Genomic DNA, 19354 nt, shown 5'->3' on the forward strand with positions numbered 1-19354 from the left:
TTATGTGGCCATTCTCAAAACGAAAGCCTATGGCACCCCCTGTCCAGCGTTCAGCATTTTCCACCGATTTATACCCAGCGCTTGTTAAAGATAATGGCTTTAAGGGGCTGGAATTGCCACAACCCACAATGGCAGGCGTGGCGATGGATTCCGTGGATGGCTCGATCCCCTCATTTAAAGCAGGCAGCTTATACGGTGTGCCGGAAGCACAAGCCGCGTGGTATAGCAATCAGCTCTTTATCGGTAATAACTTGTGTGCGGTGATTGCCAAGCACTGGCTGGTGGATAAAGCTTGCAATATGCCTGCCCGTGATGCTATTCGACAGAGCTACGACATTGACTGTGAAGACAGCGCCATTATCGACAGACTGAAAAAGCGCGATAAAAAGTACCGTATCAACAATGCCATGAAAGAGTTGGTGCATTTCGGGCGCGTATACGGCGGACGCATTGCGCTGTTTGTGGTGGAAACCTCTAACCCGAAGGAATTCTACGAAAACCCGTTCAATCCTGATGGTATCCAGAAAGGGGCATACAAAGGTATCAAACAGATTGATCCCCAATGGGTGACACCGGAACTGACCGCCGATAATGTGCAAGACCCAGCGTCGCTGAACTTCTACGAACCGACTTATTATCGCATTGGCGGGCGGCGTTATCACAAATCCCATCTGGTGAAGTTTGTCCCGTTCCCCGTGCCGAATGTCTTAAAGCCGATGTACAACTATTTTGGCGTTTCTGTACCGGAGCGGGTCTACGAACGGGTCTATGCCTCCGAACGCACCGCCAACGAAGCCCCGCAACTGGCGATGACTAAACGCTTACTAACACTGGGGATGGCCGATGCAGAAAATGCTGATAAGGGCGTGATTGCGGAGAATATCGAGTATTTCGCCTTGATGCGGGATAACTATGGGGTACAGGTCACGAGCAATCAAGACACCGTTCAGCAGTTTGATACGTCACTGGCCGATTTGGACGCCACCATTATGACGCAATATCAGCTTGTCGCGGCTGCCGCTAACGTGCCTGCCACCAAATTATTGGGTACCACGCCCAAAGGCTTTAATTCCAGTGGCGAGTATGAAGAAGCGGCCTACCGCGAAGAACTGGAGAGCATTCAGGCTAACGATTTGGAAGACCTGCTCCAACGTCATTATGAAATCCTGTTACGCAGTGAGGGGTTGCCGGTTGTCGATATCAGTATCTCATGGCGACCGCTAGACAGCCCAACCGGCGCCGAATATGCCGATATCGAGCTGAAGAACTCCCAGACGGCCGTCAACTACGCCAATATTGGTGCGGTGGATGGTCATGATATCCGTCAGAAACTGGCAGCGGATAAAGAATCCAGTTACTTCGGTTTAGACATGAGCGAGGATGATGATGTTGAAGCAGATCCGCCTGAAGAAGAGCCGGGCACAATGGGCCACGGCGCGGCAGGCGGTTATGAAGGGCAAGCCGCTGCACTATTCGGCGGCGGCAACTGACCGTTACCAGCGTGACCTGTCACGATTAATCAAACGGATGCTCAGGGATTATGAGCAGACGTTAACCCGGTTACAGGATGATGTCGAACCGATGGCGATGGATGCCAGCATTGCCAGCCAAACCCGTATTTGGCTCAACAAGTTAAAACGCCGCTGGGACGGTATTTTTAACCGTAAGGCCACAGAGATGGCAAATAGATTGGTCAGCCAGACCGATTTAAACGCCAAACGCAATCTGGATGATTCGCTCAAACAACTCTCTGGGGGTTTAACCATTAAAACTCTGGTCATGCCAGCCGCCATGAAAGACCGACTCACCGCCGCCACCGCTGAAAATGTCGCCCTGATCAAATCCATTCCACAACAGTTTCACTTTCGTATTGAAAGTGCGGCGCTGCGTTCAATTAGTCAGGCGGGTGAGGGGGCAAAAACCTTGCTGGAGGAAATCAAAGCCATTGGCGGCGTGACCGAGAAACGGGCGCAGTTTATCGCCGTTGACCAGACCCGCAAGATCACCACGGCGGCGAACTATGAGCGCATGAAATCAGCAGGCATTAAAAAGGCGGTCTGGCATCACTCCGGCGGCAGTGCTGAACCGCGCAAACTGCATCAAAAGCTGGATGGTCAGGTTTTTGACCTGGATAACCCGCCAATTATCGACGAACGAACCGGTCAACGCGGTTTACCGGGCGAATTACCGAACTGCAAATGCTTCTGGACGCCCATCATTGATTTTGGAGACAACGGATGACATGAGTAAACGCACTTACGACCTGAACGGCTGGCTGGAAGTCAAAGACAACCCCATCTCAAAAGTGGGGGTTTTTGATTATTTGGGGGCGGAAATTGGCGCACCGGTCGCCGATAAAATTTACAAGGTATTGCGCCCGCAAGAAGAACTGGAAAACCTCGCAACCATTAACTCTTTCAAACTGATGCCCTTTGTGAATGAGCACGAGATGTTAGGCCGGGAAGCTACACCCGCCGAACAGAAAGGCATTGAGGGCGTGATCGGCGAGAACGTTTATTTTGAGTACCCGTACCTCAAAGGCAATATCAAGATCTTATCCAACTCAGCGTTAAGCCAAATCAACAGCGGAAAGATTGAACTCTCACCGGGTTATCGTTGCCGCTATGACTTTACGCCCGGCACCTTTAACGGCGAGCACTATGACGCCATTCAGCGCGACATCCGCGCCAATCATCTTGCCCTGGTGGACGAGGGACGAACCGGCCACGATGTCGCCGTGCAGGATCAACGCATTATCACTATCGATACCAAGGAGTTAGTCACTATGGCTACCGAAGAAGACAAAGACAAAAAAGACACCATCGACGATAACGGTTTCACCCCGGAGCAACTCGAACAGTTGAAGGCACTGATTACTCAGACAATCGCCGGACAACAAGCCCCTGCAACGGATGACGACCCGGAGAAGAAAGAGACCAGTGATAATGATCCTGACCCCGATAAGACCTCACAGGATGAAGAAGAGAAAGCTGAAGACGCGGTAGAAGAAGCGGAATCCGCCGCCGAAACTGCCGAATCTGGTGACCCGGAAGCCGTGGAGAATGCCGAAGTTGCCATTGAAGCGGCAGAGCAGGCGATTGAGGAAGCGAAAGAACATTTGGATCAGGCTACGACCGACAGCCTGAACCGCCGCCTTAAGCGTCTGCGCCGTGGCATGCAGGCAATGGATGATATTTCCCGCCTGAAACGCAAGGTGAATAAGCTGGAGAAAGCCAAACCGACTTATGACACGGGTGATTTGATCAAACAATTGGCAGGCCGTGACACGCTGGCGCACAAATTGACCCCGTTTGTGGGGGTATTTGACCATAGCAGCCTGACCAAGCAGGGCGTGGCGGAATACGGCGTCAAACAACTTGGTATTCCCTGCCAGAAAGGGCAAGAATTGGTCGCACTCGATGCCTGGATGCACGGGCGTGTACCGGACTCGCAAAAACCGACCAGTACGATGGACAGCATTACCCCCCAACAATCCATCAAAGACAAGTGGAGTAACTAATCATGGCAATACCCAACAGCATTCTTAACGGGCTGGTTAGTGGCGTAGTCGGGGAACTTTCCCATACTGGGCCAATCCGTGTCACCAGCGCCGTACTGGCCTCCGATGACGAAACCCAAAATCTATTTGGACGGGCTTACACCTACCATGATTTTGGCGTGGAATCGGTGCAGGTCGGTGGCACAGGTGCATTTGCAGGCATCATGATTAACCCCAAAGCCTACCGTATTGGTGCCCTGTATGCCGAAAACGGCAGCACGGGTGAATTTCTTACGATGGGCGAAGTAAACGTGCAACTGGAAGCTGGCATCAAGCGCATTAACGCGCCCGTGGTGTTTGATGTTTCCGGCAAACTGTCTGCCAAAGACAGCATTAGTGACGGGGACAGAGTCATTGGTTTTGTTTCCCGTCATCTGGAGTCAGCCGAAAACCCACACCTGTGTGTCATACGTTTGACCGAAATCCCTTATACCTCAACCCGCAAGGACGGTAACTAATTATGGCTGTCAGCAAAGAAAAGTTTTATCAGTCAGGCCGCGAAATTCGCCAGCGCGGCGCACTCAATATCAAGCCTGACCAGAAGTGGACGTATGGCGAACTGGCGCAAATCGGTTTCGGCGGATTGCAGGCAATGGATAGCGCGCTAACCGGTCCGGCAGGCGCGGGCGGTTTTATTCAGCGTCATATGCTGCAGCATGTGTTGCCGGGGCTGGTACGCACTGCCACTCGTATTCGCATTCTGGATGAAATCACTGGCGTGATGACGGCGGGCGAATGGCATCATGAAGAAATTGTGCTCAATGTCGCCACACCCTCAGCGAAAGCCGAGCTGTACGGTGATTATACCAATATTCCGCTGGCCAGCTATGAGAATGATATCGAACGTCGGGGAATTGTGCGTTACGAACAGGGTTTTCAGGTCGGTAAACTAGAAGAGGCGCGCCAAAATGCTGCCGGGTTCGAAGCCGCTGCTGAAAAACGCAACGCGGCGACCGAATCGTTGGAAATGTCCCGAGAGCGCACCGGCTACTTTGGCTTTAACAGCGCGGATACGCGGGTGTTTGGTCTGCTCAACGATCCGAACTTGCCTGCCTATGAAACCAGCCAGAAAAAATGGCAGGATGCCACCTTTGCTGAGATCACGCGTGATATTACCGCGATGTTCTCACGCATTGAGCTGTCGTCCGGCGGGCGTATTAAAGACGACACGCCAATGACCCAAGTGTTACCGCTAGGCTTTCGTTCGGTACTGAATATCGCTAACCCGGTGGCACGCGGGGAAACCGTCATGCAGTGGGTGAAGGAGAACTACCCGAATCTGCGCTTTGTCTTCTCGCCGGAGTTCCGTGAGGCCAATGGCGGGGCCAATATCACATACTTGTTTGCTGATAGCGTAGACGATGGCTCTACTGCCACCAATGCTACGCTGTTGCAGGTCGTGCCAGTCAAATATCAACTGCTGGGTTCCGACAATGGCATCAAGGGCTATCTGGAAGATGCGACCAATGCCACTGCTGGTATTTTTGTGACACGCCCGTGGGCGATCACCCGCTTAACCGGTATTTAATCTCAGCCCTCGGCTGAGGGCATTTTGTTTATTCTTTAAGGCAGGAGTTTCTTCATGTCTCAATCTCTCTACGTCTATTGCACGCTGTCCAACGACCAGAACTATGCCGTGCGTAATGGTGCGGTGTTTATCCACGGGCAGGCCAATATTCTGACCAAAGCGCTGCATACCCCACGTGGGCGCGTGACCGAAGTCAGTGCTGAGCAGTATGCGCAACTGAAAGACAACCACGTCTTTAAGCTGCACAAAGAAAACGGCTTTATTTTGGTCGAAAGTTGCAAAACCGAACCGGAAAAAGTGGCCACCAATATGGAAGCCAGCGATCAGTCTGCACCCGATACGCCGGAATCACTGGAAGCGGAAGGTAAAGACACCCCGAAAACCAATAAAGGTAAGGGCAAATAATTATGGAGGCGAGCACATTTCCGCTTAAATCATTCCGTGTGCTCCGCCCACAATTCAATGCGGTGCCCGATGATGACGTATTAATTATTGCCCAATCCGCCTTGAATTATTTTTCCCCTTGTCGTGGTGTCTGCACCAATGAGCTGTGGCAATTGGTCGTGGCCCATATGCTGGACTTAGGCCGGTTAATGGCTCAGGGTGAATCGCCCACCGGTGTTGTCACTGCGGCAACCATCGGCAGTGTGAATGTGTCGTTTACTGCACCGCCGGTGGGTTCCAATACCTCTCACTGGTTCAACCTGACCCCCTTTGGTCAGCAATACCTGGCGCTGCTCAACCGTTGTGGCCGGGCACCGATGTATGTGGGTGGTAGAGGCGAACGGTCGGCCTTTCGCAGCGTCGGGGGGCGTTTTCCCAATGGGGGGCGGGTATGGCGATAAAGCTGGCACACCTTAAGCAGATCTATGACGAGCTGGGTAAAAAGCAAATCAAGGTCGGCTTCTTTGAACACAGTCAATATCCCGATGGCACACCGATGGCGTATGTCGCCGCCATTCAGGAGCTGGGCTATCCGGCCGGCAATATTCCCCCGCGTCCCTTTATGCGCCCGGCAATACGGGATAATCAGGCCAAATATGCGGATCTGATGTTTCGTGCGGCTAAAGCGGCGATTAACGGCAATATCACCGTATCGGAGGGCCTGACCCAAATTGGCGATGTGGCAGCAGGCGATATCAAGATCGCTATTCAATCTGTCACGACACCGCCACTGAAAGACAGCACCGTAAAAGCGCGGGCAAATCGTCACAGTAAAGGTAAAGCAACCAATAAGCCTCTGGTCGACAGCGGGTTGATGTTGCAATCCGTCAATTCCAGCGTGGAGGATAAATAACCATGTTTGGCAATTTACAGCGCATTGCATCGCGTTATATTCCGCAACAAACCGTGCTCTGGTATCGCTTTAAGGCGCGTGAGTTGGACGAGCTAGGCCGATGGCAAAATACTTATCACTACCCCATTCCCATCAGAGGAAGCTGGCAGGCGGTCGATACGCAGGATGTGCAGGAGATGGGGCTGGATACGACGAAAGTCTACCGTAAGCTCTACACCACGCATGATATTCGCCATATTCAGCGGGGTACATCACCGGATTTTCTGGTCTTCGCTGAACGTCGCTACGATGTAATGGGTGATGCCGACTGGTATGCCCAAGATGGCTGGTTGTCGATTGTCTGCATTGAGGCCGGTGTGTATGACGGATAATCAGGTTTATGCTGCAATCCGGGCGCAACTGCTGAAACAGCTAGCCGAAGCCGGGATCTCAGTTCCCGTGGTGGCGGGTTTTCAGTCCACCAAACAGGGGCGGGAAGACAGCTTTGTGATGTTTTTTCCCATTACTGAAAACGCCTATGGCTGGCAGGGGCGCAATTATCACATCGTTGGTCGTGATGCGAATCACAGCGAAACCCAACTTGTGGAGAAAACGCTACAGGTACAGGGCATCGGTGGGTTCGAACAGTTCACGGCGGGGGATATTACCGCCACTGTGCGTATGATTATGAACTCATTGCCTTTTGTGGAAGCCTTACGCAAGCAGGGGATCGGCATTCAACGTGCAGGGAACTTAAGGATGCCGTTCTTTATTAACGATCAGGGCAATTATGAGCTGTCACCTTCGTTTGACATCAACATCACCCATTCACGTGGCATCAAACCCAACACAGCCACCGTCAGTGTGCTGTTTCCCGATATTTATCGAATTTAAGGTCATTTTATGCCGATAAAACAAACCCGATACGTCGATATCGCCAGTGCGGTGATCGGCGCATCCAGCGTTCCCATGCGTAAACTCACGGGGCGCATCTTTTCCACGAACCCCAAAATTCCGGCGGGCAAGGTATTAGAATTTGCATCCGGTCAGGTCGATGATTTGCTCGGTTCTGACTCTCTGGAAGCCAAATTCGCTCGCCAGTATTTCAGTTATGTGAGTCCCGCGCCCGTCAGCAAACCGAAAGAGTTGCAGATTGCGGCCTATGAGCCAATAGGCCGTGCACCCGCGATTTATGGCACGAAAGCTGCCGTATTGGATGAACTGAAAGCGTTAGTGGATGGCACCATCACGGTGACGATTGGCGGGGTGACGAAAACCTTCCCCGATATCGATTTATCGAAAGCGACGTCATACGCGGATATTGCTTCCGTCGTGCAGGCCAAACTGAACGCCGAGAAGACACCGCAATTTTCCAATGCCTATCTGACATTTAACGCGATGGACAGCGCCTTTGTCTTAAGCGGCGGGGTACAGGAGAAAGCCGAGATCAACGTGGCCTATTCGGTGCTGGCTGATGCCATGGGACTCTCTTCCGGTAGCTGTTCGGCAGGTAATGCCGCGCAATCGCCATTGGATGCCTTTATTGCGGCTGAAAAAATCTCGGATTCGTTTGGCAGTGCCACGTTCCTAACGGATATCGCGTTAACGCAGGCGGCTGAACTGGCACAGTACGTGGCAGGCGAAAATGTCAAATACCAGTTACATCTGGCCGTGACGCCAGAAAACGCCGAAGACTGGAGCGCCGCGCTAATGGGAACGGCTTCAACAGGCTTAAACCTGAAAACTGAGGACGACCATTTTGTCCAGGCATTGCCGATGGCGATTATGGCCGCAACCGATTATGACCGCACCAATGCGACTACCAACTATATGTATCGCCAGTTTGGTGTGACTTTCCCGTCACAAATCAGTACTGATCTGGATGCGGACCGGTTCGATAAGTTGCGCGTCAACTATTACGGCGAAACAGCCGTTGCGGGTTCACAAATTCGCTTCTATCAGCGCGGCTTCCTGTGCGGTTCATCGTTGAATCCGCTGGATATGAGCGTTCACGCTAACGAACAGTGGTTAAAAGCCCATATTACCCAGCAATGGTTCAGTTTAATGATGAGTACACGTGGACTGCCGGGAAATAAAGACGGTGCAGCCCGTGCAATGACCGTGATTGCAGGTGCGGTCACGAAGGCCCTCAATAACGGCACGATTTTACCGGGCAAAACCTTAACCGAAGTGCAAAAACTTGCCGTAGCGGATGCCGCCGGGGACGATTTAGCCTGGCATGATGTGCAGGACAAGGGTTATTGGTATAACACGCAGATCGTAGAACAGACAGGCCCATCGGGGTTGCCCGAATACGTGATGAAATACGTGTTGATTTACAGCAAGGGCGACTGGGTACGTAAAGTCGATGGCTCACATAATCTGGTTTAAGGAGTAGACAATGTACGATGTTTCCGCCACCGGCTTAAGTCTGGTAATTCAGGCCAGTACCACTTTCCCATCAGGGATTACCATTACCCAATTTGCCGATGATGCCGATCCGCTGGACTTACCCGCTGTCGATATTGCTCAGACCGGCATGGATATCAACGGCAACCTGAACTATTGGTCAACACCGACGCCGCAAACCATCACCATTAACGTGCTGGCCGGCAGTGAAGAAGATGAAAACCTCGCCATTTTGTTAGAGGCTAACATAGCTAAGCGCGGTCGCCGTCATGCCGGCGATATTATCACGCTGGTGGCCTCTTATGGGGATGGTTCAACCACCACCGCGCGTAACGGCAAGATCACCAATGGCAGCCGGGGTAACTCTGCCGCCAGTGCCGGGCGCCTGAAATCCAAGCAGTACACCTTTGTATTCCAGGATTTTGACCGTACCCGAGCACGTTAATACTTTTTTATCAACAGACTGGCGGTTTGTCCGCCTTTTTTGATCTGAGGCCATGATGTTAATCAAACCCAAAACCATCACGATCACCGATGCTGACCGTGAAGCGCATACTTTTATTATCAGCCGCTTGCCTGCTACGGTCGGGCGCGAAATTCTGGCGAAATACCCGCTGTCCAATGCGCCCAAAATCGGCGATTACGCTGTCAGCCATGAAGCCATGCTGAAGATGCTGCGTTATGTTGCCGTTGAACGAGACGGCGACGAAATTCTGCTGAAAACCCAGACCCTGATTGATAACCATGTGCCGGACGGCGAAGCCCTGATCCGCCTTGAACTCGAAATGCTGCGGTATAACACCAGTTTTTTCGGGGCCGACGGGAGCCGCGGTTTCCTCCAATTCCTGCTGGACAAAATCAGCGGTTCACTCCCGTCGATTATCAAAACGCTGATGGGTTCATTGCCGTTATCGTCAGCGCAGGCTACGCCACCCTCACCGAACTCAAAACGTCGATAGATTTGGAAGAGGCATTCGACCTGTGGGAGATCGCCATCACCAACCGCTATAACGAAGCGTTAGCGGCATCCATGGACAGAACGAGGTAACACACATGTCACTGCTCGATACCTTTGTTCAGGTATTTGAATTTGATACCCGGCAGGCGGACGCGGCGTTTGAACAATTCCGCCGCGCCACCGATGACATGATCGCCGACATGAAAAAAGCGCAGCAGGCCGCCGAAGCAGGTTCAGCCGGGGTTGGTCAGTTTGTGCAGGAACTGGCCGCCTCCTTGCAGGAAATATCAGGCGGCGGGGGCGTCGATATTGATGTTGATCTGCATGACACGCAGGAAAAACTGACATCCGTGCGGGAAAAAATCCGTGAGCTGGAAACCGCGCTTGCCACACTGGACAGCCAGCGCGAACAGGCCAGTCTTGGCTTGCAGGACAGCGGCGCAACCGTCAGCGAACTGACAGCACAGTATGACCAGCTCCAAGGGGAACTCAGTATTCTCAATGGCGAGCTGGCCAGTCTGACGGAAGCCGAGCAAAAGAACGCCAAAGCGAAAGAGGCGGTTAACGCGATTGTCGAGGCATTACAGGCCGATTACGCCAAGTTTGTCGCCACCATGCGCACGCAAGGCATTCAGGCCGCCATTGAGGAAACCAAAGCCCAGACCCAGTTGCAACGTGCGTTAACCGACACGGAGGGCAAATATCAGGCGGCGGGGGAATCGGTCGCGGGTTTTGCTACCAAAGCCCTCGGTGCAGTCGGTATTGTCATGAGCATTGGCGGGATTTTTACCGATGCCGTATCACGCTCACAGGAAATCGAGGCACTGGATAAACTGGGTAAGAAAATCGGGATTGCCACGGAAGATGTCGATGCGTTTGGTGGGGCACTGGCAGAACTGGGCGGCTCACGGGATGCTGCGCAAGCTGACCTTGAGGCGATGTCACAGGCGTTCGGCAAGACTACGAATAAGATGGAAAAAATCCTCGCTACCGCCGACAAAGTGCAGGGCATGAAATTTGACAAGGCAAAGGCCACACTTGCTGATCTTGGTGTGTCTGATGACAAGACCGTCGAACTGATGATGAAAGGCCGTAAAGAGCTGGAACGGGTGATGGGGATTCAGAAAGAGTACTCTGGTATCACCAAGGAAAGCATCGAAAAGTCTGTCAAGTTTAATGCTGCCATGAATAAGTTTCAGCAATCTTCCGGCCTGCTCAAAAACAGCTTTCTGGAGATGGTGATCCCCATTTTGTCCAAAGGGATGGACTGGCTTTCCCTATTTATTGGCTTCTGCAAAGAAAACAAGAACCTGATTATTGGTTTCTTTCTTGCCATTGGTCTTGCGGTGGCCGCGTTTTACGTGCCGCCGATGTTAGCCGCCGCCGCGGCTACTTTAGCCGCGACATGGCCAATATTGGCGATTATCGCCATCATTGCATTATTGGCCGCCGCGTTCGCGATTGTTTACGACGATATTATGAACTTTATCGACGGCAATGATTCGATGATCGGTCGCATCCTGGATAAGTACCCGCTGCTCAAAAAAGTGGTGCTGATGCTGTGGAATGCATGGCAAACCCTGTTTGGCTATCTTAAAACAGCAGTGAAGTTTGTCACCGATATCGTCATCGCCGCCTTTAACACCATGGATCAGAAGATCACGGCATTTATCAACTGGCTGCTGGGTTCGGTTGCTTCTCTGGCTAAATGGGGCGGCCAGTTCAGTGGCGTGTTTGATACCGTCTCTGATGCCGTGGTCGGTGCGTTTAAATGGATGTGGGAGCAAGTGCAGAAAGTGATTGGCTGGATAAGCAACGGGCTGGATGTGGTTTCTAAAGGCATCAGTACGGTCAAAGGCTGGTTTGGCTTTGGGGGGGATAAACAAGTCAACCTGGAGCAGAACGTGGATCAACAAGTTACGACCCAAGACGCGGAACAATACCTGGATGTGCTGGCTGACAAACGTAAAAGCGCACAAGAGTCGGGCATCGATACGGGGGAGTTGGATAAAGAGATCCGGTTACTGCGTCAGCAATTGGCAGACGGGAACAATGCGGCTGACGTGGTAGCGGGCATTGAGGCGGCGAATAAAAAACTGACGATGGCGGCGCAAAACCCGTTAAATCCGGTCACCAGCCAGGCTATCAGCAACCAGTCACACCAGACCCATGAAACCAATACGCAGATCGGCGAAGTCAATATCACGACGCAGGCCACGGATGCGCAGGGCGTCGCCCAGGATATGAAAGGTGAATTGAATAACCAACTGAAAGATTTAGGCCAGCAAACGTCAACGGGAGTCGCTAAATGATCACTGAGGTGAAAATTTTCAATGTGAATACCTTTGCCACTGTGTTTGAAAGTGCCAGTCCGATACAACTCAGTATCCGGGATGAACATAAGGTCACGAAGTTTCAGGTGGAGAACGGCGAAACCCGCAGCGATCATGTGGTCGTTGAAGCCGTTGAGATTGGCATGGAATTGTTGCTGACCGGCGAATTGAAAAACAGTTTCTCGGCTATGCAGCAAGCCTACGATACCCATCAGTTAGTTGGCATACAGACACGGGTGAAAACTTACCAGCCGATGCTTCTCGTCAACTTCTACCATGATGAAATCGCGGAGATGGCGGACGCGATCAAGTTGTCTCTACGGTTCAGTGAGTGGCGCACGGTTGAGCCAGAATACGGTGAACTGCCGCCCCGGAAAGTGGCGAAAAAAAGCCAATCTGGCACGGTCAACCGGGGCAATGTCCAGACCAGGGACGTTGAGGGCAAGAAAAAATCTGTTGCCACCAAAATCATGGATGGCGAGAGTCTATTTGGAAAAAGTGGAGGCCAATAATGCGCGAAATCCCGTTACGGGCTATTCCTAATCAGCGACTGGCGGTGACATTAGATGATGCCAATTGGGTGATCACCCTCAAAGCCGCCAGAAACATGATGCTATGCGATATCCAGCGCGATGAGGTGATAGTGGTTCAGGGTAGCCGCTTAGTGCCTAATACGCGGTTAATTCCTTATGCCTATCTTAGCACCGGCAATTTTGTTTTGTTGACCGAAAATCACGAATTGCCCTGGTGGGAAAAGTTCGAATCCACCCAAACGTTAATTTACTGGAGTCCCGATGATAGATCTGCGACGCATCCGGCTGGGGATTGAAGTCAGCGGGCGGCTGAACTGGTACGAAGGCATGCGTATCTCGGCTTCCGGCACCAAGTACGCCAATCCCCTGCAAAATGAATGCACCGTGAATATTGATGGCTTAAGCAGCGACACCCGCGATTTTCTCCTTACCCAAACCAGCCCTTACACCAAAAGCAAGCAACCGCGCCGCCTGATACTGGAAGCGGGGCGGGTGAATACGGGGCTGTTTCGGGTGTTTGTTGGCGATATTGTCAGCGCTGAAATTGCCTCGCCACCGGATGTCACACTGACACTGAAAGCCAAAACGGGTAACAGCCGCAGTGGCGATATTGTTTCCTCCTCTGGCGGGGCACTGAAAAAACTGTCCGAGATAGCACAGGGCATTGCCAATGACTGTAAGGTCAAACTGGATTTTCAGGCCACCGATAAGCAGATTGCCAATTGGTATTACTGCGGGGCGGCCTTGTCGCAAATTACCCGCTTACAGGAAGCAGGCGGCGTCAAAGTCTTTATTGATGATGAGGTGCTGTACGTCAAAGACAGCGATAAGGCGTTGAAAAATCGCTTGCGTATTCTGAACATGAAGTCCGGCATGGTGGGTATTCCCAAAGCCACCGAAAAGGGTTTAGATGTCAGTTTTCTGATTGACGGTGAATCTTTTCTGGGCGGCCTGTTGCGGCTGGACAGCAAACTGAATAAGTCGCTGAACGGCGATTACATTATCGAGCAACTGAAGTTCGATATTGCCTCTCATGATGATGCCTTTTTCTACACCGCCACTTGCAAACGAGCCTAACGATGAACAATCAACCCAATAGCGATATGGCGAGCGAAGGCAGTCTCGCCGGGCAGTTTATGGCGGCATTCCGTAACCTACTGCTCAATGTCGAAGATATGCTGCCTGCCACCGTCGTCAGTTATGACGAGGCGACCAACCGTGCCGTCATCAAACCGCTGGTGATGATGGCGACCACGGAGGGCCAAACGATATCTCGTGCGCCGGTGCATAACATTCCGGTGTTTCGTTTTGGCGGGGGCGGTTTCTTTCTACGTGTGCCGCTTAAACCTGGGGATTTTGGCTGGCTGAAAGCCAATGACCGTGATATCAGCCTGATATTCCAGCGCGGTGGACAGGAAGATCAGCCCAACACCGCCCGGCTCCATTCGTTCAGCGATGCGATGTTTTTTCCTGACACGATAAAAGGCTGGGTCATTGATGGCAAAAATCTGGATGCGCTGGTTATCCAGTCGCTGGACGGCCGCGTTTGCCTTTCTCTTCACAGCGATAAAGCCGTACTGGACACGCCGAAATTCGAGATCAACGCGCCTGAAACGATATTCACTGGCAATGTCACCATCAATGGTAACCATGCGGTCAACGGTAACAGCGATTCTTATGGCGGCACAATGCGGCATAACGGCCACAATATCGGGGATACCCATCAACACAGCGGGGTACGAACCGGTGATGGCAATACGGGGACGCCACTATGATCACGTTTTCTGTGGATGACAATAACGATTTAATGCTGGGCGATGACGGCAATCTGTCGCTTTGCCAAGGTGAACAGGCGGTTAAAAACCTGTGTATCCACTATGCCCGTGCATTACGGGGCGAGATGCTGCACAAGGTGGATAAGGGCATCCCTTACTGGAAAACCACCTTCGGGCGTCACGCGGATATTCCGATGTTTGAAGCGGCGTTCCGTGAGCGGATGCGTGAGGTGGACGGGGTAGATGAGGTTGTTTCCTTTCAGGCTGAAATGGCGGATGACGAACTGCGTTACGTTGCCGTGATCCGCTCAACTTACGGGAGTTTTACCCTCAATGGCTGATTATCACTATATTACCCGACAGGGCGTGATTGTGCCGGATACGGCAGACTTGCGCGACGCCGTGGAAGCCGATTTTCGCGCAGCGTTCGGGCAGGACATCGATCTGTCACCGGAAACCCCACAGGGTGTACTGGTGACGATGGAAACCGAAAACCGTGACGCGATGGTGCGTAACAATGCCGAGCTGGCCAACCAGATTAACCCCGATATCGCGGGCGGAATATTTCTGGATGCGATTTGGGCGTTGATGGGTGGCAGTCGCTTTGCGGCCACCCGTTCTTACCTGTCCAATGTTGAATTTGGTGGTGTGCCCGATACTGTTATCCCCAAAGGGGCGCAGGCGGAATCAGTCACCGGTGTACGGTTTGAAACCATCAGTACCCTGATTATCGGTAAAGAGGGTAAAACCACCGGCGATATGCGGGCGGTCTTGTTCGGCGCAATTGAATGTAAGGCCGGCCACCTTGAACGGGTGGTCAGTTCTATTCTGGGTTGGGAAACCGTCAGCAATCCTACCCATGCGGTGGTGGGGCGGGAAGCTGAATCCGATATCAGCGCGCGACAGCGGCGCAAACAGACGCTGGCAAAAAATACCGTCAGCGTGGGTGAGGCGATCACCTCGTCGCTGTACGAACTGGAGGGGGTGAATTCGTTGTCATTTCGTGAAAACTATTCCCCTCAAATCATCACGGTTGATGGCATTAAATTGTTGCCTCATAGCGTCTATGTCTGCGTGGAAGGGGGTGACCGTGAAGAAATTGCCCGGGCCTTATTGCGGACCAAAACCATCGGTGCAGCCTATAACGGCAAGGAAATCGTCACCGTGACCGAACGCGTGAGTGGTCAGGAGTATGAGATCCGCTTTGACCGTCCAACGGAAAAAATTACCTTCTGTCGTGTTACCGTGAAAAAATCCACGATGGATGCACAAAGTATTATTCCTGCCGCTATTGAGCGGTGGGTACGGGGAGAGCTGGAAGGTGATAGCGGGCTGGTGGTCGGGCGTGAAGTGTCGCCGTTTGAAATCTCTGCCGCGATCAACAGCATTGAACCCCGGCTCTTTATCACCAAGGTGGAGCTGTCAACCGAGGGTCAGAACTGGTTGATAGGGACGATCCCCATCAAACTCAATGAAGTAGCACGGCTGCATCGGGGCTCAGTACAGGTGGTGATCGTATGAAGATACAACAATTGGATTTTCATTCTGACCTGCTGCGCGCCATCCTCTGGCAATACGAAAATGCGCCGAAACTCAACACACTGGCACACCGCAAAGCCGCGTATTTTGAGCAGAGTAATGTCGCGTTCTGGCGCAACTGGTATCGCAATGTCTTCAATATCGACACCGCTAACGATTTCGGGTTGGCCGTCTGGGCGCGTATCCTGGATGTATCTTTGGGTATTGATGTGGCACCCAGTGACAAAACCAAAATCGGCTTGGGTTTCGGCAAGAAACGCAACTTTAAGGGGAATTTCCGGCGTAATGCCGATTACACCCTGATGCTAACCACCAGCCAGAAGCGCCTAATCATTCGTATGCGTTATTTTAACCTGACGCAAAGCCCTACGGTTGTCAATATCAACACGTTTCTGGCGCGTTTTTTCTGGCGTGATGACAGTAAAGTGTTTGTACTCGATCCGCTCGACATGACCTATATGTATTACGTCTTCAACTTCAACCCTGATGAAAACTTGCGGGTGTTGTTGGAAAACTTTGACCTGATGCCACGTCCTTCTGGCGTGGGTGTCAAATACCGCGTTGTCACCAAAAAAGCCTTTGGCTTTGGCAAAAAACACACCAACTACTTAAGCAGTAACTTCGGAGCTTAATATGACAAAAATCTTTAAAACTCCCTTTGCGGCGCAAGGGGACAAGGTTGCTATTCCTAATGAAGTCCAGCCAGACGGCGCAGTTTCTTATACACAAGGTTACGGCTACGATTACGAACGTGATCAGAATACCGATCCAGCAGCGAAAGATATCGAACGCGAGAAAATGAATGGCATTTTCCACGATATCACCGAAGCGGTGGGAGAGATGCAGACCTTTGGCGCGGCGCAATGGACAGTAGAGGCACAGCCTTACCCGTTACGTGGGCTGGTCTACCATAAGCAAAAGCTGTGGCAGTCACGGATTGAGAATAACAAGGAAGAGCCAACTGCTGGTAATGCCTGGATTGAGTTAAAAGCCGATTTGACTGCAGGTGAAGTGGGGGCGTACAACAAAGAAGAGGCTAATCAGCGCTTCCAGCCATTGGGGAACTATACACCTGCAGGGCACAGCTATAGCAAGGAAGAGTCCGATACCCGTTTTCAGCCGAAAGGCAACTACCAACCTACAGGTAATTACTCGCTGAAAGGGGAGAGTTATCTTAAGTCAGAATCAGATGTGAAATACCAGCCGATGGGGAATTATCTGACTGCCGGGTATAGCTATTCGAAAGATGAGAGTGATGGACGTTTCCAGCCAAAAGGCAACTATGCCCCTACCGGGAACTACGCCATGAAAGGGGAAAGTTACACCAGACCGGAATCGGACAATAAGTACCAACCTAAAGGTAGTTATCAGCCTGCAGGTAATTACGCCGTTCGCGGGGAAAGTTATACCAAAGGTGAGGCGGATGCGAAGTACCAACCGCGTGGTAATTATCAACCAGCTGGTAACTACCAACCAACCGGAAGTTATCAGCCTGCGGGGAATTATGCGATCAGGGGGGAGTGTTATACAAAGGGAGAATCTGATAGTCGGTACTTGCAAAAAGATTCAGGGACTCGCCGAACTCAAGAACGAGTAGTTTGGAATGGTAGAGTACAAGATCGAGGGAATATGGCATGTTCAGAAAGTATAGCGGGTTGCTTAGTTTATGTCAGAACTACGTCGGGTCAATGGTTAGCGTTAGAAGTTCCTGTTAATCAAAGAGTGTTCTCCACTCAATGGCCGGGAGGTTGGTGGGGACGAATTGAATTTATACCACCTTCTACCTTGAAGTGGCAGGATGGTGCGCAAATAATGGATCAAGTGGTTTTGTCAAAATAAAGCTATGCCCTCTTTAGGGTTGTCTTTTAAAGAGGGACATATGAATTGTATTGGTAAGTTACTTACCTAAAAACTTTTTATCATCTTTTATTAATTATTGTTCGCTAAATAAACTTTATTAATTCTTTTCTTAGTCTAACGTATCGTTCTCATGATATAAAAAATGACGTAATAAATCTCTAAGCTATTCATTGAAAAGTGTCCAAATAGACTTTTCCGTATTGATAAACCTAATTACTGATGTTTATAGGCGGAGATGACCTACCGCCTTCATATTACTTAGCAATGTATTTTGTTGATTAAATGAGGGTTATACATGAATATTCAAAATAATAAATCGGATAAGACGACGAAAGAAGATGATGTACTTCCTGATACCACAATCAGGGAAGAATATACTGCCACATTAAATCAAGTTGAAAATGGTGTCAGTAATATCTTTGGCTTTGGCTATTCACATGCCAATTTTTTCAACAGTCACTTCGGAGCTTAACCTCATGACAAAAACATTTAAAGTTCCTTTTGCAGCACAGGGAGATAGAGTTTCTATTCCTGATGAAGCTCAGGCAGATGGTGCTGTTTCGTATGTACAAGGTTATGGTAGTGGATACGGGCTTGATCCAAACGAAGATCCCACCGCAATGAATATTGAACGTGAAAAGATGAATGGCATTTTTCACGATATTACGGAAGCGGTGGGGGAGATGCAGACTTTCGGTGCAGCGCAATGGAACAGTGATGCTCAACCTTATCCTCTACGCGGGTTGGTTTACCATAAGCAAAAGCTCTGGCAATCCTGCATTGAGAATAACAAAGAAGAACCAAAAGCGGGAAATGCCTGGGTAGAATTAAAAGCTGATCTGACTGCCGCTGATGTGGATGCCTATAGTAAAGAGGAGTCAGATACTCGTTTTCAGCCGAAAGGTAATTATGCCCCTGCTGGAAATTATGCGGTGAAAGGTGAGAGTTACACGAAAGGAGAATCTGACAGCCGGTATCAACCAAAAGGGAGTTATCAGGCAGGGGGCTATAGCTATTCAAAGAACGAAAGTGATGGCAAGTACCAACCGAGAGGCAATTATGCGCCTGCGGGCAGCTACGCCCCGGAAGGCGAAAGTTATACGAAATCGGAATCAGATTATCGGTATCAGTTAAAAGGGAATTATGCCCCAGCAGGTAATTACGCCATTCGTGGAGAGAGTTACACGAAAGGGGAATCTGACAGAAGATATCAACCCCATGGAAACTACCAACCAGTTGGTAATTATGCACTGAGGGGAGAAAGTTATACCAAAGGAGAGAGTGATGGTAGGTATCTACAAAAAGATGTTGGCACTCGTCGAACTCAAGAAAAAACGGTTTGGTATGGTTGGGTACAAGACAGCGGAGATATGGTATGTTCTGAAAATATAGCAGGTTGTTTAGTTTATATTAAACTTGATAATGGTCAATGGATGCCATTAGAAGTACCTGTTAATCAGAGAGTGTTTATTACACAATGGCCGGCTGGATGGTGGGGGAGAATTGAATTTATACCACCTTCGACATTAAGATGGCAAGATGGGGCACAAATAATGGTCGAAGTGGTATTGTCAAAATAGGATA

General features: G+C 50.8%; 24 protein-coding genes. All 24 read left to right on the forward strand.

The window, feature by feature from the left end; all coding sequences use genetic code 11:
* The first annotated feature begins 2 nt into the window (after nt 1-2).
* The 24 genes from WDV74_RS07200 to WDV74_RS07315 all read left to right on the forward strand — a co-directional run bounded on the left by WDV74_RS07200 (nt 3) and on the right by WDV74_RS07315 (nt 19350).
* On the forward strand, nt 3-1490 hold the full coding sequence (locus tag WDV74_RS07200) for a DUF1073 domain-containing protein (RefSeq protein WP_338885307.1): 1488 nt from the start codon (nt 3-5) through the stop codon (nt 1488-1490).
* Nucleotides 1491-1527: 37 nt separating this feature from the next.
* On the forward strand, nt 1528-2241 hold the full coding sequence (locus tag WDV74_RS07205; RefSeq protein ID WP_338885308.1) for a phage minor head protein: 714 nt from the start codon (nt 1528-1530) through the stop codon (nt 2239-2241).
* A 1-nt stretch (nt 2242) separates the two neighbouring features.
* Nucleotides 2243-3520 (forward strand): DUF2213 domain-containing protein, encoded by a 1278-nt coding sequence (locus tag WDV74_RS07210; protein ID WP_338885309.1) that lies wholly within the window; start codon nt 2243-2245, stop codon nt 3518-3520.
* 2 nt (nt 3521-3522) lie between these two features.
* A complete protein-coding gene (locus WDV74_RS07215) occupies nt 3523-4017 on the forward strand; it encodes a hypothetical protein (protein WP_338885310.1) in 495 nt (164 codons plus the stop codon).
* Between the two features lie 2 nt (nt 4018-4019).
* Nucleotides 4020-5087: a major capsid family protein gene (locus tag WDV74_RS07220; RefSeq protein ID WP_338885311.1), complete on the forward strand. Its 1068-nt coding sequence runs from the start codon at nt 4020-4022 to the stop codon at nt 5085-5087.
* 54 nt (nt 5088-5141) lie between these two features.
* The gene (locus WDV74_RS07225; RefSeq protein ID WP_338885312.1) at nt 5142-5492 is read left to right on the forward strand and encodes a hypothetical protein; all 351 of its coding nucleotides are present in this window, start codon (nt 5142-5144) and stop codon (nt 5490-5492) included.
* Nucleotides 5493-5494: 2 nt separating this feature from the next.
* The gene (locus WDV74_RS07230; protein ID WP_338885313.1) at nt 5495-5932 is read left to right on the forward strand and encodes a DUF4054 domain-containing protein; all 438 of its coding nucleotides are present in this window, start codon (nt 5495-5497) and stop codon (nt 5930-5932) included.
* Nucleotides 5923-6384, forward strand: coding sequence for a hypothetical protein (locus WDV74_RS07235; RefSeq protein WP_338885314.1), 462 nt, complete (start codon nt 5923-5925; stop codon nt 6382-6384). Before WDV74_RS07230 ends, WDV74_RS07235 begins: the two co-directional genes overlap by 10 nt.
* A 2-nt stretch (nt 6385-6386) precedes the next feature.
* Nucleotides 6387-6755, forward strand: coding sequence for a hypothetical protein (locus tag WDV74_RS07240; protein WP_338885315.1), 369 nt, complete (start codon nt 6387-6389; stop codon nt 6753-6755).
* The gene (locus tag WDV74_RS07245; protein WP_338885316.1) at nt 6745-7257 is read left to right on the forward strand and encodes a hypothetical protein; all 513 of its coding nucleotides are present in this window, start codon (nt 6745-6747) and stop codon (nt 7255-7257) included. The genes WDV74_RS07240 and WDV74_RS07245 overlap by 11 nt, the downstream gene beginning before the upstream one ends.
* A gap of 9 nt (nt 7258-7266) precedes the next feature.
* Nucleotides 7267-8754, forward strand: coding sequence for a DUF3383 domain-containing protein (locus WDV74_RS07250; protein WP_338885317.1), 1488 nt, complete (start codon nt 7267-7269; stop codon nt 8752-8754).
* 10 nt (nt 8755-8764) lie between these two features.
* Complete coding sequence (locus tag WDV74_RS07255) at nt 8765-9217, forward strand: hypothetical protein (RefSeq protein ID WP_047961534.1); 453 nt, start codon at nt 8765-8767, stop codon at nt 9215-9217.
* 55 nt (nt 9218-9272) lie between these two features.
* Complete coding sequence (locus WDV74_RS07260) at nt 9273-9731, forward strand: hypothetical protein (protein ID WP_338885318.1); 459 nt, start codon at nt 9273-9275, stop codon at nt 9729-9731.
* A gap of 94 nt (nt 9732-9825) precedes the next feature.
* The gene (locus WDV74_RS07265; RefSeq protein ID WP_338885319.1) at nt 9826-12042 is read left to right on the forward strand and encodes a hypothetical protein; all 2217 of its coding nucleotides are present in this window, start codon (nt 9826-9828) and stop codon (nt 12040-12042) included.
* A complete protein-coding gene (locus WDV74_RS07270) occupies nt 12039-12575 on the forward strand; it encodes a phage baseplate protein (protein ID WP_338885320.1) in 537 nt (178 codons plus the stop codon). Before WDV74_RS07265 ends, WDV74_RS07270 begins: the two co-directional genes overlap by 4 nt.
* Nucleotides 12575-12892: a hypothetical protein gene (locus WDV74_RS07275; RefSeq protein WP_338885321.1), complete on the forward strand. Its 318-nt coding sequence runs from the start codon at nt 12575-12577 to the stop codon at nt 12890-12892. The genes WDV74_RS07270 and WDV74_RS07275 overlap by 1 nt, the downstream gene beginning before the upstream one ends.
* Nucleotides 12858-13673 carry a hypothetical protein gene (locus tag WDV74_RS07280; protein WP_338885322.1) on the forward strand — a complete coding sequence of 272 codons (816 nt, stop codon included), beginning with the start codon at nt 12858-12860 and terminating at the stop codon, nt 13671-13673. Before WDV74_RS07275 ends, WDV74_RS07280 begins: the two co-directional genes overlap by 35 nt.
* A 2-nt stretch (nt 13674-13675) precedes the next feature.
* Nucleotides 13676-14371 (forward strand): Gp138 family membrane-puncturing spike protein, encoded by a 696-nt coding sequence (locus WDV74_RS07285; RefSeq protein ID WP_338885323.1) that lies wholly within the window; start codon nt 13676-13678, stop codon nt 14369-14371.
* Nucleotides 14368-14712: a hypothetical protein gene (locus WDV74_RS07290; protein WP_338885324.1), complete on the forward strand. Its 345-nt coding sequence runs from the start codon at nt 14368-14370 to the stop codon at nt 14710-14712. The genes WDV74_RS07285 and WDV74_RS07290 overlap by 4 nt, the downstream gene beginning before the upstream one ends.
* Nucleotides 14705-15892, forward strand: a complete 1188-nt coding sequence (locus tag WDV74_RS07295) for a baseplate J/gp47 family protein (RefSeq protein ID WP_338885325.1) — start codon at nt 14705-14707, stop codon at nt 15890-15892. The genes WDV74_RS07290 and WDV74_RS07295 overlap by 8 nt, the downstream gene beginning before the upstream one ends.
* Nucleotides 15889-16542, forward strand: coding sequence for a DUF2612 domain-containing protein (locus tag WDV74_RS07300; RefSeq protein ID WP_338885326.1), 654 nt, complete (start codon nt 15889-15891; stop codon nt 16540-16542). The genes WDV74_RS07295 and WDV74_RS07300 overlap by 4 nt, the downstream gene beginning before the upstream one ends.
* A gap of 1 nt (nt 16543) precedes the next feature.
* Nucleotides 16544-17749 (forward strand): hypothetical protein, encoded by a 1206-nt coding sequence (locus WDV74_RS07305; protein ID WP_338885327.1) that lies wholly within the window; start codon nt 16544-16546, stop codon nt 17747-17749.
* A gap of 316 nt (nt 17750-18065) precedes the next feature.
* Complete coding sequence (locus WDV74_RS07310) at nt 18066-18242, forward strand: hypothetical protein (RefSeq protein WP_338885328.1); 177 nt, start codon at nt 18066-18068, stop codon at nt 18240-18242.
* A 4-nt stretch (nt 18243-18246) separates the two neighbouring features.
* The gene (locus tag WDV74_RS07315) at nt 18247-19350 is read left to right on the forward strand and encodes a hypothetical protein (protein WP_338885329.1); all 1104 of its coding nucleotides are present in this window, start codon (nt 18247-18249) and stop codon (nt 19348-19350) included.
* Nucleotides 19351-19354: the final 4 nt, after the last annotated feature.

Origin of the sequence: Xenorhabdus sp. TH1, assembly GCF_037260955.1 — a bacterium.
In the GTDB taxonomy this organism is placed as follows: domain Bacteria; phylum Pseudomonadota; class Gammaproteobacteria; order Enterobacterales; family Enterobacteriaceae; genus Xenorhabdus; species Xenorhabdus griffiniae.

Excerpts from the sequence above, each read along its gene's own strand:
- WDV74_RS07200 (WP_338885307.1), top strand. The coding sequence starts at position 3 with ATGTGGCCATTCTCAAAACGAAAGCCTATGGCACCCCCTGTCCAGCGT.
- WDV74_RS07205 (WP_338885308.1), top strand. The coding sequence starts at position 1,528 with ATGCTCAGGGATTATGAGCAGACGTTAACCCGGTTACAGGATGATGTC.
- WDV74_RS07210 (WP_338885309.1), top strand. The coding sequence starts at position 2,243 with ATGAGTAAACGCACTTACGACCTGAACGGCTGGCTGGAAGTCAAAGAC.
- WDV74_RS07215 (WP_338885310.1), top strand. The coding sequence starts at position 3,523 with ATGGCAATACCCAACAGCATTCTTAACGGGCTGGTTAGTGGCGTAGTC.
- WDV74_RS07220 (WP_338885311.1), top strand. The coding sequence starts at position 4,020 with ATGGCTGTCAGCAAAGAAAAGTTTTATCAGTCAGGCCGCGAAATTCGC.
- WDV74_RS07225 (WP_338885312.1), top strand. The coding sequence starts at position 5,142 with ATGTCTCAATCTCTCTACGTCTATTGCACGCTGTCCAACGACCAGAAC.
- WDV74_RS07230 (WP_338885313.1), top strand. The coding sequence starts at position 5,495 with ATGGAGGCGAGCACATTTCCGCTTAAATCATTCCGTGTGCTCCGCCCA.
- WDV74_RS07235 (WP_338885314.1), top strand. The coding sequence starts at position 5,923 with ATGGCGATAAAGCTGGCACACCTTAAGCAGATCTATGACGAGCTGGGT.
- WDV74_RS07240 (WP_338885315.1), top strand. The coding sequence starts at position 6,387 with ATGTTTGGCAATTTACAGCGCATTGCATCGCGTTATATTCCGCAACAA.
- WDV74_RS07245 (WP_338885316.1), top strand. The coding sequence starts at position 6,745 with ATGACGGATAATCAGGTTTATGCTGCAATCCGGGCGCAACTGCTGAAA.
- WDV74_RS07250 (WP_338885317.1), top strand. The coding sequence starts at position 7,267 with ATGCCGATAAAACAAACCCGATACGTCGATATCGCCAGTGCGGTGATC.
- WDV74_RS07255 (WP_047961534.1), top strand. The coding sequence starts at position 8,765 with ATGTACGATGTTTCCGCCACCGGCTTAAGTCTGGTAATTCAGGCCAGT.
- WDV74_RS07260 (WP_338885318.1), top strand. The coding sequence starts at position 9,273 with ATGTTAATCAAACCCAAAACCATCACGATCACCGATGCTGACCGTGAA.
- WDV74_RS07265 (WP_338885319.1), top strand. The coding sequence starts at position 9,826 with ATGTCACTGCTCGATACCTTTGTTCAGGTATTTGAATTTGATACCCGG.
- WDV74_RS07270 (WP_338885320.1), top strand. The coding sequence starts at position 12,039 with ATGATCACTGAGGTGAAAATTTTCAATGTGAATACCTTTGCCACTGTG.
- WDV74_RS07275 (WP_338885321.1), top strand. The coding sequence starts at position 12,575 with ATGCGCGAAATCCCGTTACGGGCTATTCCTAATCAGCGACTGGCGGTG.
- WDV74_RS07280 (WP_338885322.1), top strand. The coding sequence starts at position 12,858 with ATGATAGATCTGCGACGCATCCGGCTGGGGATTGAAGTCAGCGGGCGG.
- WDV74_RS07285 (WP_338885323.1), top strand. The coding sequence starts at position 13,676 with ATGAACAATCAACCCAATAGCGATATGGCGAGCGAAGGCAGTCTCGCC.
- WDV74_RS07290 (WP_338885324.1), top strand. The coding sequence starts at position 14,368 with ATGATCACGTTTTCTGTGGATGACAATAACGATTTAATGCTGGGCGAT.
- WDV74_RS07295 (WP_338885325.1), top strand. The coding sequence starts at position 14,705 with ATGGCTGATTATCACTATATTACCCGACAGGGCGTGATTGTGCCGGAT.
- WDV74_RS07300 (WP_338885326.1), top strand. The coding sequence starts at position 15,889 with ATGAAGATACAACAATTGGATTTTCATTCTGACCTGCTGCGCGCCATC.
- WDV74_RS07305 (WP_338885327.1), top strand. The coding sequence starts at position 16,544 with ATGACAAAAATCTTTAAAACTCCCTTTGCGGCGCAAGGGGACAAGGTT.
- WDV74_RS07310 (WP_338885328.1), top strand. The coding sequence starts at position 18,066 with ATGAATATTCAAAATAATAAATCGGATAAGACGACGAAAGAAGATGAT.
- WDV74_RS07315 (WP_338885329.1), top strand. The coding sequence starts at position 18,247 with ATGACAAAAACATTTAAAGTTCCTTTTGCAGCACAGGGAGATAGAGTT.